Genomic DNA, 13415 nt, shown 5'->3' on the forward strand with positions numbered 1-13415 from the left:
GAAGCTGGAAGAGATACTGCAGAAATATTATGGTTATCAGAATTTCCGGGAAGGACAGGGTGCACTGATCGATTATGCGGTCGAAGGCAGGTCAGCGCTTGGTATTCTGCCGACAGGCGGCGGAAAATCCATCTGTTATCAGGTGCCCGGTATAGCGCTCGGTGGACTGACCCTGGTCATAAGCCCTCTGATCTCACTGATGAAGGACCAGGTGGATGCCCTGACAGCGGCGGGTATTGAAGCCGCCTATCTGAACAGTCAGCAGAAAGAGGCAGAAGCAAGGGCGATTGAAAGGGGTCTTATAAAGGGTGAATATCGGTTCTTATATGTCGCCCCTGAACGTTTCGATAAAAATGATTTCAGATATCTGCTGTCACGCCTGGATATCAGGCTGATAGCGTTCGACGAGGCGCATTGTATATCGAAATGGGGACATGACTTCAGACCGAGCTACCGACAGGTCGTCGGCCGGGTAATGAGCCTGGGAGCGCCGTGTATGGCTGTAACAGCTACAGCAACAGCCGATGTCAGAAAAGATATACAAAGTCTGCTGCATATTAGTGATGACTGTGTCGTTGAGACGAGCATCAAGCGGGACAATCTTGCCTTCAAGGTCGATCCGACCTTTCAGAAAGATAAGATGGTGCGGCGTTACATCAAGGAACATCCGGATGATTCAGGTATTATCTATGCGACGACCCGTAAACAGGTGGAGGCGTTAAGTGAACAGTTCAGAGACTTTAAGATCAGCCATACGATTTATCATGCGGGGCTGCCGGCTGAAGTGCGTGCAGAGAATCAGACGGCATTCGTCAATGATAACTGCTCTGTTATGATTGCGACGAATGCCTTCGGGATGGGAATTGACAAGTCGAATGTCAGATATGTCATACATTACAACCTGCCGCAGGACCTTGAATCCTATTATCAGGAAGCGGGCCGTGCCGGACGGGATGGTCTCACCAGTGAATGCATCCTGCTGTACAGCGACCAGGATATCCGACTGCAGCAGTTCTTCATCGGTAACACGCAGGACGAAGTCATCCAGGACATGAAAAAGGAAAAGCTCGAAAAGATGGTGCAGTATACGAAGACCACCCAATGTCTGCAAGGAACGCTGATCAACTATTTCAATTCCGAGGAACATCTGGAACCGTGCGGCAAGTGTACGAACTGTCTGATGGAAGCGGATTATGATATGACGACAGAAGCGAAGAAACTGCTGAGCTGTCTCCTCCGGATGAAGACACCTGTCAACCGCAGTGTGCTCACGAAGGTGATCAGAGGAGAAAGCTTTCCTCGTCATGACTTCGAACATCTCAGCACGTTCGGACTGATGAAAGAATACGAGACAAAGGCCATCAACGGCTTTATCGATACGCTGTTATTCAACGGTTATGTGGATGAAATAGACGGCAGATTAAGTGTCCATCCAAGTGCGAAGGAAGTACTGCTGGAAAATATGCAGATCATGACACATTATCATCCTGTCGATTACAATGAGCGCGTCACGATTCATACGCTGGTAACAGTGGACGATGCACTCTTCGATGTACTGAAGAAAGTGCGTAAGACGCTTGCAGAGGAAATGAAGATTCCGCCGTTCACCATATTCTCTGACCGGACACTGACATTATTCGCACAGAAACAGCCGACGACGAAACAGGAGATGTTCCAGATAGAAGGGGTCGGCTCCTATAAACTGAAACATTACTGTCCGCGTTTTATCGAAGCGATAAAAAGTTATCAGACCACAGTTTAACGGGACTTATTCAGGCTATTAAGATACAGAGGTGAAGGCATGATTAAATTTGACAATGTTTCTAAGATGTACGGGGACAAAGCAGCGGTGGATCAGATTTCCTTTGAGGTGCAAGAAGGTGAGTTCTTTGTGCTCATCGGTCCGTCAGGATGTGGCAAGACAACGACGCTCAAGATGATCAACCGGCTGATTCCACTGACCAGCGGCTATATTTATTTCAAGGAGCAGCCCATCAGCAGTTATAAGCTTGATGAGATGCGCTGGAATATCGGTTATGTGCTGCAGCAGATTGCACTCTTTCCGCATATGACGGTGCGCGATAATATCGCGCAGGTCCCACTGATGAAGAAGTGGAAGACAGGTACAATCGATGACCAGGTGAACCGTCTGCTGGATATGGTCGGTCTGCCCCATGCACAGTTCAGAGACCGCTATCCATCTGAACTGTCAGGCGGACAGCAGCAGCGTATCGGTGTGGTCCGTGCACTGGCGGCTGATCCGCCTGTTATTCTGATGGATGAACCGTTCAGTGCACTGGATCCCATCAGCCGTGAGAAACTGCAGGATGATCTGCTGCGGCTGCAGTCTGAAATCAATAAGACCATCATCTTTGTCACGCATGACATCAATGAGGCTTTTAAGCTCGGTGATCGTATTTGCCTGATGAATCAGGGCAGAATCGAACAGATCGGTACACCTAGAGAATTTGTAGAGTCCCCGAAGAGTAAGTTCGTCACGTCCTTTATAGGGAAAACAGATATTGAACGCCTGGCTCGGGACTGTGTGACGAAGCTGCCATTTGACGGGCGCTATCCGACAGTAGATGCAGAGACACCTGTCAGTGCGTTGTACTCTCTGCTCGCCGAACACGAGCAGCTGAACGTAACCGGCGCGGACTATCTCGGTGCTGTGACACGTCCTTCTGTCTTCGAAGTCCTGAGTAAAGGAGGCACCGTCTGATGAAGGCACTTATTTCGACATTTCAGGAACGCCAGAGTGAGCTCTGGTCCGCCTTACTGGAACATATCCAGATTTCGTTTATTGCACTGCTGATAGCGATGCTGATCGCTGTACCGCTTGGTATATTATTGTCGAGATATAACAGAATTGCTGAGCCCATTATCAATGTGACCGCAGTGCTCCAGACGATTCCGTCACTCGCACTCCTCGGCTTGATGATTCCGCTATTCGGAATCGGCCGAGTACCTGCCATCATAGCGCTCGTGATATATGCATTGCTGCCTATCCTGCGTAATACATATACAGGGATTAAAGAAGTCGATCCGTCGTTGACAGAGGCGGCAAGCGGTCTCGGTATGAATCCATTCAGACGTCTGACCCGGGTTGAGCTGCCGCTTGCGATGCCGGTCATTATGGCCGGAATCCGCACTGCAATGGTGCTGATCATCGGGACTGCGACCCTTGCCGCGTTTATCGGTGCGGGCGGTCTCGGAGACCTGATCTTACTCGGTATCGACCGGAACAATATGTCCCTGATTCTGCTGGGTGCGATACCGGCAGCTATTCTTGCCATCTTCTTTGATATCCTGCTGCGCTTCATGCAGCGACTGTCATACCGGAAAATCGGCTTGATATTAGGGCTGATTCTACTGATTGCCCTGCTTATGTCGGTCATACCGCTCTTCAGTAAAGATAAGGGTCAGATCAAACTGGCCGGTAAGCTGGGTACTGAACCGGAAATTATCACGAATATGTACAAACAGCTGATTGAAGAGGAGACGGATGTCTCAGTTGAAATTCAGCCGGGACTCGGTAAGACTTCATTTTTATTCAATGCCCTGAAGGCTGATGAGATCGACGGGTATCTGGAGTTCACAGGTACGGTGCTCGGTGAGCTGGTCAAAGAGACACCTGAAGGCAATACAGAAGAAGAGGTCTATCATCAGGCGAAGAACCGTATCGAAAAGAAATATGACATGGCGCTTCTCAAACCGATGCAATATAACAATACGTATGCACTCGCAGTGAAAAGATCATATGCCGAGCAGCATGATTTAAAAACCATCTCTGATTTACGGAAAGTGAAAGACGATATCAGAGCAGGATTCACCCTTGAATTCAATGACCGGGAGGATGGTTATAAAGGGATTCAGAAAAAATATGGGATTAAGCTTGCTCATATCAGAACAATGGAGCCGAAGATCCGTTATCAGGCTATCCAGAGCAATAAGATTGATCTGATTGATGCTTATTCGACTGATGCTGAGCTGAGAAAATATGATATGGTTATTTTAAAGGACAATCAGCATCTGTTCCCGCCTTATCAAGGTGCACCCTTACTTAAGAAAGAGACCGTCAAAGAGTACCCGGAAGTAGCTGAGGCGTTGAACAGGCTGGCAGGACAGATTTCTGATGAGGAGATGCAGCAGATGAACTATGAAGTCGCCTACGAAAAGAAAAAGGCAGCTGATGTTGCACATGATTACCTGAAGAAAAAACACCTGCTTAAATGAGGAGTGAATATCTATGAAGAAACAGCTCTTATCACTCGCTATCTATTCGCCGGAGAAAACAGCTGAAGCGTGAACTGAACATTGAAGGGGATATGATGATGTGCCAGCAGCTTCCATTCTGCCAGCGGGCACGTCCTTTGCCGGGGTTGTCAGAGTGACAATCGGCTCAACTGAGCAGAATACAGTGATTATCGACAGATTTGAACATTATTTTGAGGAGGAATTATAATGAGAGAGACCATTGCCATTGATATGGACGAAGTATTAGCGGATACACTGAAGAAAGTGATATTTAGATTCAATGAGGAGTCAGGTGAGACAGTGACAGCTGAGGAACTGCAGGGTGTCAAACTGCGCGATCTGCATCCACAGCATGTCGAGCACTTATCAAATCTGCTGCTTGACCGTGATTTCTTCAGAGACCTGGAAGTATTCCCGGACGCAGTGCGCGTGGTCAGACGGCTGACAGAATCTTATGATGTCTATATCGCCACAGCAGCGATGGATGTACCTACGTCATTTGATGCGAAATATGAGTGGCTGCTTGAACATTTCCCGTTCCTGGATCCGCAGAACTTTATCTTCTGCGGCAATAAAGGCGTTGTGGGTACAGATTATCTGATTGATGATAATCCTAAGCAGCTCGCCGCCTTCAAAGGCAAGGGCATCATGTTCAATGCAGCGCATAATATCAATGAAGAAGGCTTTGAGCGCGTTCGCAGCTGGAAAGAAGTGGAATCATACTTCTTTCCAGCAGAATAAAGATAAAGAGGTCTCTGGAATTCCAGAGGCCTCTTTATTCTATATCAGGACCGGCGAACAACCGAAGTCTCTTATTTAAGATTTCTATGGTGACTGGTGTGGTCAAGTCGACTTCACCGTCAACATCAATATCCATTTCATCCTTTGTCGAGATTGTGATGTGCTTACCGCTCAGATGCTCGACATTTTTACTGATGGCATTCCAGTTATCGATGCTTTTCTCCTTGATCATCTCCGTAAAGAGCTTGAGTCCTGCTTCCTTGAAAATAAAGATCTGCATCAGTCCATCATCTGCCCGAAGCTCTGTCAGTGGAATACGATTTCCTCCGACAAACTGTCCGTTCGCCACCACGATCATGGAGGCGTTTCCTGTCTGATTCTGACCGTCAATCGTCAAATCATAGTCAAAAAATGTCGGATCAGCGACTGTCTTCAAAGTGGAGAAGAGATAGCTGAACTTACCCAGCTTGCTTTTGCTTTTGTCAACCACTGCCTCAGAGTTTTCTACAATCAACCCCATCCCTACAAAATTCAGTACATATCGATCATTCGCTTTCATGACATCGATGTGTCTGACATGACTGTCGAGCAGAACCTCCGATGCCTCACGAGGTGTAGGAGGAAGATTCAATGTCTTGGCGAAGTCATTGAATGTACCACCGGGTAGAATACCGATCGGCAGATTCAAGTCAGCTGCGATGACACCATTGATAAGTTCATGAACGGTACCATCGCCACCCAGGATAAAAAGGATATCGTAATTTTCATCTTTAAGGGTCTGACAATATGTTTTGATGTCGCCTTTAGCATCGCTCCGGTAGATGGTCAGCTGCTTGCACATCTTTAATACATTAGTTGTCACTTCTCCAAGTGCCTGATGGACATCACCTTGCCCTGCTGCTTCGTGATAGAATAGTATACCTTTGTTGAAATTGGCCATATGGACACCTCGCTTTTATCTATCATTTACCCATTTTAATCAAAAAAACACGCCCTGTACGGGCGTGTCGTCATTTAATGAATGCCTTCCATTTTTCGTGTGACCCACTTGTTCAGCAGAAGTAAAATCACGAAGAGAAAAAGAGCAAGCCCGCCGATAAAGGCGAAGTAGTTCGTGTAGCCCATCGGCTCAACTAATTTCACGAGCTGGGCGTTGATGGCCTGTGCACTGGCATTGGTCAGGAACCAGAGACTCAGCATCTGTGAGCTGAACGCTTCAGGCGCAAGCTTGACGGAGACAGATGACCCTGTCGGCGATAAGCAGAGTTCTCCGATAACGCAGAGCAGGAACGAGAGAACAAGCCATAACGGATTGTAAAGCTCGCTGCCACTTGTCATTGCCGGAATGATCATCACCAGAAAGGAGATACCCGCAAAGAACAGGCCAAGCGCAAATTTAAGCGGAGTTGAAGGATTATATTTACCCAGTTTCGACCATAAGCTTGAAATAAACGGGGCGAGCAGCACGATGAAGAATGGATTGATTGACTGGAACCATGCAGCCGGTACAGTGAAATCAATACCGAACAGCTGGTTCAGATCAAGCTGTGTCTTTTCTTTGGCAAAGATACTGAGCACGTTTGCACCCTGTTCCTGGATGGACCAGAACATAACCCCGGCAATGAACAACGGGATATAAGCAAGCAGACGATTTTTCTCAGTTGAAGTAACATCCCTGCTTATGTACATCATACGGAAATAGATGATGGGCAGCACGACACCAAGAACTGTGACGAGAATTGAGAATGTACCGAATGTCAGACCGCCTGTCATATAAGTGATGACAAACACTGCAATGAGTGCAATAACGGAAATCGTGATGACTTTTGTATACTTCACCTTTTCATCTGCAGTCAGTGGATGGGAAGGTTCAAGTCCGACGAGTCCGAGAGAGCGTCTCTGGAAGATGATATAGGTGATTAAGGCAAGTGCCATACCGATGGCAGCGGCCAGGAAGCCGGTATGATAGTTGTAGTTTTTCTGCAGAGCGCCAACGATGAACGGTGAAGCGAGAGCACCCATATTAACAGACATGTAGAAGATAACAAAGCCTGCATCCATGCGGTCGTCGCTCTTATGATACAAGCCGCCGACCACGTTTGAGATATTCGGTTTCATCAGTCCGGAACCGACGATGATCAGAAACATGGAGGCAAGAAAAGCGGGTACGCCGAACGGCAGACTCATCGCGATATGGCCTGCCATGATCAGTACGGCACCATACATCAGCGCACGTCTTGACCCGATGACACGGTCAGCCAGCCACCCACCGACAATCCCGGTCATGAAGATGAGGGCACCGTACATCGATGCGATACTTGCTGCGGTCGTCTGCTCCATACCGAGTCCGCCGTTGATAATCTTGTCGTACATGTAATAGACCAGGATGGCGCGCATACCGTAGTAGCTGAAACGCTCCCAGAATTCTACGAAGAAGAGGATACCCAGACCTCTAGGATGTCCGAAGAATCCGGTCTGTGGTACACTGTTGACCATTTCCTCTCTTGTGTGTTTCATAAGTCCAACTCCTGTCTTTTTAGTTACCATTATTGTAGCGATGAATGCTTAAAAGAACAATAGTTATGGGAAAAGTTGGAATATTCTTATAATTATATTTAATAATAAATCTGCATAGAAAAAAGCACTCATAACGAGTGCTTTGTTTTCGTAATCAGTGGATGCCGTGCATCTTACGTTTAATCAGCGGATTGATCAGCATAATTAGAATACCCAGACCGATGGCGATACTGCCGAAATAACCGAAGTAATGCGTAGAATCGATGCTGGTATAGACATTGACAAGACGTGCATTGAGACCTTGGGCCATCGTGTTTGACAGGAACCAGATACTCATCATCTGAGCTGTAAATGCTTCAGGTGCAAGTTTTGTCGTTGTCGATAAGCCGACAGGGGACAAGCAGAGTTCAGCAACGGTCACCAGGAAGAAACTGAGAACGAGCCATAATGGGTTGATCAGTTCATTCCCTGACATAAGGGGCAGAATCATGACTAAGAAACTTGAACCTGCGAGCAGTAAGGCAATACCGAACTTAATGACAGTCGGCGGGTTATAACGGCCGAGTCTGACCCAGAGTGATGCGATAAAGGGTGCAAGCGTCACGATGAAGAGTGGGTTCAATGACTGGAACCATGCGGCTGGTATCGTGAAATCAATCAGACCCTCAGTGACCACACCTAAGTCCAGCTGTGTGCGTTTGTCAGAGAAACTTGCAAGTACGGTGGATCCCTGTTCCTGAATCATCCAGAACATCACTGAAGCAAGGAACAGCGGAATATATGCAAGCAGACGGGATTTCTCGATCTGAGTGGTCTTATGCGAAAGAAACATTATCGCGAAATAGATGACCGGCAGCACAACGCCTAAGATTGAGATCGTTAGGCTGATCACATTGAAGTTGAGTTGACCGAGCGCACTAAGAACGAGCAGGAAAACAACAATCCCTGCAGCAATCAAACTTACAAACATCCAGGTCTTTTTACGGTTTTCAGCTGTAATCGGATTAGGGACATTGAGACCTGACAGTCCCAGTGTCTTTTTAGCTGTCAGGATGTAGATGACCAGACCGATGAACATACCGATGGCAGCTGCTGCGAACCCGGCATGGAAGCCGATGCGTGTCTGCAGCAGACCGACAAGCAGAGGTGACAGGAAAGCCCCTAAGTTGATGGACATGACAAATAGGGTGAAGGCTGCGTCTATTTTCGAGTCATTCTTCAGATAGAGTTCGCCGACGTTCGCCGAGATATTCGGTTTCAGTAAACCTGTACCGATAATCAGAAAGAACAGAGCGAAAAGAAATAGAGTGAAGTTATTGGGTAAAGATAATAAAATATGCCCGACCATAATCAGGATGGCACCGATCAGAATAGAGTGTCTGGTACCGAGTATACGGTCTGCAACCCAGCCGCCGATAATTCCACTCATATAGATGAGTGCACCGTAGATGGAGACAATCTGCAGGGCAGTCCCTTCTTCCAGACCGAAGCCTCCTTTGGAGACTTCATAGTAGAGATAGTAGGCCAGGATGGCTCTCATGCCGTAGTAGCTGAAACGCTCCCAGAATTCCGTGACCATAAGTGTGAAAAGCCCTTCAGGGTGTCCGAAGAAACCGGTCCGAGGCATGCTGTTGACGATTTCTTCGCGTGTATGCTGTGTCAAAGTAGATCTTCCTCTCTCAAAAGAAAAAAATAAAAACAATGTAATCAATATACACTGTTTTTAATTCTCTGACAATTTTATTTTAGCGGTTTGTAATCGTTTCCGGGTATAAATCATGGTTCATGAGCCGATAGTTCGCTATTTCTTCATATTTAGAATCAGGCCGGCCATAGTTTGTGTAAGGATCGATGGAAATACCGCCCCGGGGAGTGAATTTCCCCCACACTTCAATATAATGTGGATCCATCAGCTCAATCAGATCATTCATAATAATATTTATGCAGTCCTCATGAAAGTCACCATGATTACGGAAGCTGAATAAGTAGAGTTTCAGGGATTTGGATTCCACCATCTTGATGTTCGGGATATAGCTGATATAAATAGCCGCGAAGTCAGGCTGTCCTGTAATCGGGCAGAGACTGGTGAATTCCGGGCAGTTGAACTTGACGAAATAGTCGCGCCCTGGGTGTTTATTATCGAAAGACTCGAGAATGGAAGGATCGTATTCATAGAGATATTGGTTGTTCTGATTGCCGAGTAAAGTGATATCCTGTAATTCTTCTTTATTGCGTGACATGACATGTCCTCCTTTATTAATGTTCTGATACTACTATAGAAAGATAGTTTACTCAAGTCTTGTTTTCTGGAACATATAGTAGCTGGCACTGAAGACGATGATATAACCGATGAAGCTCAGCATGTCCGGTGTTTGTCTGAAAAGAACGAAACTGATAATGGCACTGAACAGCACTGTCGCATAGAAGAAGATGGAGATATGCTTAGCGGGTGCGTACTGATAGGCGATGGTGATGCCGAACTGGCCGACTGTCGCGAAGACGCCGGATAACAATAGATAAATAGTCTGCGCCATTGTCATTGCTGCGTAATTGAAAATGACGTAAGGCAGCAGAACAATCGTTGAGAAAAAGGAAAAATAAAATACGGTTGTATAGAACTTCTCACGCTGGCCGAGGACTCGTAGTGTAGTATAGGCACACCCGGCGAAGAAGGCACCGAGCACACCGATGATGGCGATATTCATATCGCTTGAGAAACTGGGCTTGATGATAAAGAGAGAACCAAGGAAAGCCACAGTGATGGCAATGATCTGATATCGTCTGATATTCTCTTTCAGGAAGACTGCACACAGCAGAATAGTGAAGAAGGGACTGAGCTTGTTCAGCATATCTGCATCACTCAGCACCATACGGTCAATCGTGATGTAGTTCAGCACGACGCCGATCAGTCCGAATACACTGCGGGCTATCAATAGAGGCTGATTCTGCAGTCTGCCGAATAGCCGCTCTTTGTTTCTGATGACGAAATAAAGGGGAATCAGCATGCCGACAATGTTTCTGAATAATGTTTTCTGCAGTACCGGAAGATCGCCGGAAAGTTTGACGAAGGCACCCATCAGACTGAAACCGAGTGAGGCGATCAAGAGTGCCAGTATGCCTTTTTGTAAATTATTCATAATAGCCGACCTTTCAAGTAGGATAGTTTATTTTAACACATCGAGAATAGACTGAGAAAATTCCTGTCATTAAAATGTAATAATTTCTGAACCCTATGGGCGGCAACGAGTTAAGAATACCAAGTAAAAGTCAAGCTCTTAAATTAAAAAAATTATGGGTATAATCAATTGAAAGTGCGAACAAACGTGCTATAATATTTCATATATCTTGTGGTCCGTTAAAGAATCAAACACTACATGTAGTGTTTGATTCTTTAACGGATTGCAGAGCCGGAGTTTTACATATGGAGTGATGAAAGTGAAGATAGTCTATTATTCGCTGACGGGAAATGTGAGACGTTTCTTGCAGAAGACAAAGTTTACAGGCGAATCAATGCTTGACCTGCAGACAATTGATCAGTCTTTTGTGATGGTGACAGGAACGATAGGTTTCGGAGAAGTGCCGGATGCCGTCCGACAATTTCTGAATCGGAACTCAAGTCATCTAGTAGGAGTTGCCAGCAGCGGTAATCGCAACTGGGGAGAGAATTTTGCTCGTTCAGGCGAGCTGATCGCAGCAGAATACCATGTCCCGCTTCTCATGAAATTTGAACTTCACGGCAATGCACATGATGTACAACTATTTAATGAAAAGGTGGATGAATTAAATGAAAGTCTTAGACGACAAACAATATAATCACATAGAGCTGAATAACCAGGTAACTAAACGCCGTGCAGATGGCTTTTTTGATTTAGAGAAAGATCAGGAAGCACTCAGGGTCTATCTGGAAGAAATAAATGCCAAGACCATTCATTTTAATTCACCGCTGGAACGTCTTCATTATTTAGTGGATAATCAGTTTTACTATGATCTGTTCGCGCAGTACTCAGATGCTGACTTAGTCGAAATTATCGCTTATGCTGAGAGTCTCCCTTTCAGATTTGCGAGCTATATGTCTGCCAGTAAGTTCTTCAAGGATTACTCGCTGAAAACAAACGACAAGAAGCAGTATCTTGAGGATTATAAGGAACATGTTGTGATTGTCAGCCTCTACCTCGCAAAAGGGAATGTGGAAAAAGCGAAGGAACTGGTCAATGCGATGGTGGAACAGCGTTATCAGCCCGCGACACCGACCTTCCTGAACGCAGGACGTGCGCGTCGCGGTGAACTCGTTTCCTGTTTTCTGCTGGAAGTGGATGATTCACTGAACTCTATCAACTATATCGATTCAACAGCCAAGCAGCTCTCTAAAATCGGCGGCGGTGTGGCCATTAACTTATCGAAACTTCGCGCGCGTGGTGAAGCGATTAAAGGCATCAAAGGGGTTGCTAAAGGAGTGCTGCCTGTTGCAAAAGCACTTGAAGGCGGCTTCGGCTATGCGGATCAGCTCGGCCAGCGTCCGGGAGCAGGTGCTGTATACTTAAATATCTTCCATTATGATGTGCTTGAATTCCTCGATACGAAGAAAGTGAATGCCGATGAGGACTTACGTCTGTCCACGATTTCAACAGGACTGATCGTGCCATCAAAATTCTTTGAACTTGCAAAAGAAGGTAAGGATTTCTATATGTTCGCGCCGCATACAGTTGAAGCTGAATACGGCCAGACATTAGATGATATCAATCTGGATGAGATGTACGATGCGATGGTCGCAAATCCGAACATCATGAAGAAATCAAAAGATGCGCGTGAGATGCTGAATACGATCGCCCAGACACAGCTGCAGTCAGGTTATCCTTACCTGATGTTCAAGGATAATGCGAATAAAGTCCATGCAAACTCAAATATCGGCCAGATCAAGATGAGCAATCTCTGTACGGAGATCTTCCAGCTGCAGGAGACATCTGTTATCAATGATTACGGTACTGAAGATGATATCAAACGCGATATTTCATGTAACTTAGGTTCACTGAATATTGTCAACGTCATGGAATCAGGAAAAGTGAAAGAATCCGTTCATATCGGCATGGATGCCCTGACTACGGTCAGTGACGAGGCAGATATCAAGAATGCACCAGGCGTCGCTAAAGCGAACCGTGAACTGCATTCAGTCGGTCTCGGTGTGATGAACCTGCATGGTTATCTCGCAAAGAATAAGATTGCCTACGAATCAGAAGAAGCGAAAGACTTTGCCAATACATTCTTCATGATGATGAACTTCTATTCAATTGAACGTTCAATGGAAATGGCCAAAGAACGCGGTCAGGTCTATACAGACTTTGAGCAGTCAGATTATGCATCAGGCAAGTATTTCGAGAAATATATCCATATAAGCTTTGCACCGCAGTCAGATCAGGTGAAGGCTTTATTCGACGGTATGCATGTGCCGACTGAAGAAGACTGGCAGGAATTAAGCGAAAAGGTCAAACAACATGGTCTCTTCCATGCTTACCGTCTGGCGATTGCACCGACTCAAAGTATTTCATATGTACAGAACGCGACGAGTTCAGTGATGCCGATTGTCGATCAGATTGAACGCCGTACATACGGTAATGCTGAGACATTCTATCCGATGCCATTCCTGTCACCTGAGACGATGTGGTTCTACAAATCTGCATTCAGCACGGATCAGATGAAACTGATTGATCTCATCTCAACGATCCAGCAGCATATCGACCAGGGAATCTCAACGATTCTCTTCGTGAACTCTGAGATTTCAACACGTGAACTGTCACGTCTTTATGTCTATGCACATCACAAAGGTCTAAAGTCACTTTACTATACACGGAATAAATTACTGAGCGTTGAAGAATGTACGAGCTGTGCGATTTAATTAATTAAAG

The 13415-nt window shown here is 46.0% G+C and carries 12 protein-coding genes; 7 read left to right on the forward strand and 5 right to left on the reverse strand.

What is annotated here, in order from left to right; translation table 11 throughout:
* The first annotated feature begins 4 nt into the window (after nt 1-4).
* The 5 genes from recQ to ERX40_RS00340 all read left to right on the forward strand — a co-directional run bounded on the left by recQ (nt 5) and on the right by ERX40_RS00340 (nt 4998).
* The gene (recQ, locus tag ERX40_RS00325) at nt 5-1762 is read left to right on the forward strand and encodes a DNA helicase RecQ (RefSeq protein ID WP_133417561.1); all 1758 of its coding nucleotides are present in this window, start codon (nt 5-7) and stop codon (nt 1760-1762) included.
* Nucleotides 1763-1801: 39 nt separating this feature from the next.
* Nucleotides 1802-2722 (forward strand): ABC transporter ATP-binding protein, encoded by a 921-nt coding sequence (locus tag ERX40_RS00330; RefSeq protein ID WP_133416513.1) that lies wholly within the window; start codon nt 1802-1804, stop codon nt 2720-2722.
* Nucleotides 2722-4236: an ABC transporter permease/substrate-binding protein gene (locus ERX40_RS00335; protein WP_133416514.1), complete on the forward strand. Its 1515-nt coding sequence runs from the start codon at nt 2722-2724 to the stop codon at nt 4234-4236. Before ERX40_RS00330 ends, ERX40_RS00335 begins: the two co-directional genes overlap by 1 nt.
* Before the next feature lie 100 nt (nt 4237-4336).
* A complete protein-coding gene (locus ERX40_RS11520) occupies nt 4337-4465 on the forward strand; it encodes a hypothetical protein (RefSeq protein ID WP_279487635.1) in 129 nt (42 codons plus the stop codon).
* Complete coding sequence (locus ERX40_RS00340) at nt 4462-4998, forward strand: 5' nucleotidase, NT5C type (protein WP_133416515.1); 537 nt, start codon at nt 4462-4464, stop codon at nt 4996-4998. The genes ERX40_RS11520 and ERX40_RS00340 overlap by 4 nt, the downstream gene beginning before the upstream one ends.
* A gap of 34 nt (nt 4999-5032) precedes the next feature.
* Here ERX40_RS00340 and ERX40_RS00345 read toward each other — a convergent pair whose 3' ends face one another.
* From ERX40_RS00345 to ERX40_RS00365, 5 genes are all read right to left on the reverse strand, one after another.
* Nucleotides 5033-5938: a diacylglycerol/lipid kinase family protein gene (locus ERX40_RS00345; RefSeq protein WP_133416516.1), complete on the reverse strand. Its 906-nt coding sequence runs from the start codon at nt 5936-5938 to the stop codon at nt 5033-5035.
* 74 nt (nt 5939-6012) lie between these two features.
* Nucleotides 6013-7515 carry a peptide MFS transporter gene (locus ERX40_RS00350; protein ID WP_133416517.1) on the reverse strand — a complete coding sequence of 501 codons (1503 nt, stop codon included), beginning with the start codon at nt 7513-7515 and terminating at the stop codon, nt 6013-6015.
* Nucleotides 7516-7669: 154 nt separating this feature from the next.
* Nucleotides 7670-9142, reverse strand: a complete 1473-nt coding sequence (locus tag ERX40_RS00355) for a peptide MFS transporter (RefSeq protein ID WP_133417562.1) — start codon at nt 9140-9142, stop codon at nt 7670-7672.
* Nucleotides 9143-9260: 118 nt separating this feature from the next.
* Nucleotides 9261-9755, reverse strand: a complete 495-nt coding sequence (gene queF / locus ERX40_RS00360; protein ID WP_133416518.1) for a preQ(1) synthase — start codon at nt 9753-9755, stop codon at nt 9261-9263.
* 48 nt (nt 9756-9803) lie between these two features.
* On the reverse strand, nt 9804-10652 hold the full coding sequence (locus ERX40_RS00365) for a DMT family transporter (RefSeq protein ID WP_133416519.1): 849 nt from the start codon (nt 10650-10652) through the stop codon (nt 9804-9806).
* Between the two features lie 298 nt (nt 10653-10950).
* On the opposite strand from ERX40_RS00365, the gene nrdI reads away from it, so the two are divergent.
* Together nrdI and nrdE are read left to right on the forward strand one after the other, a co-directional pair.
* Complete coding sequence (gene nrdI / locus ERX40_RS00370; protein WP_133416520.1) at nt 10951-11328, forward strand: class Ib ribonucleoside-diphosphate reductase assembly flavoprotein NrdI; 378 nt, start codon at nt 10951-10953, stop codon at nt 11326-11328.
* Nucleotides 11300-13405: a class 1b ribonucleoside-diphosphate reductase subunit alpha gene (gene nrdE / locus ERX40_RS00375; protein WP_133416521.1), complete on the forward strand. Its 2106-nt coding sequence runs from the start codon at nt 11300-11302 to the stop codon at nt 13403-13405. Before nrdI ends, nrdE begins: the two co-directional genes overlap by 29 nt.
* Nucleotides 13406-13415: the final 10 nt, after the last annotated feature.

Source organism: Macrococcus carouselicus (genome assembly GCF_004359515.1).
Lineage (GTDB): Bacteria > Bacillota > Bacilli > Staphylococcales > Staphylococcaceae > Macrococcus > Macrococcus carouselicus.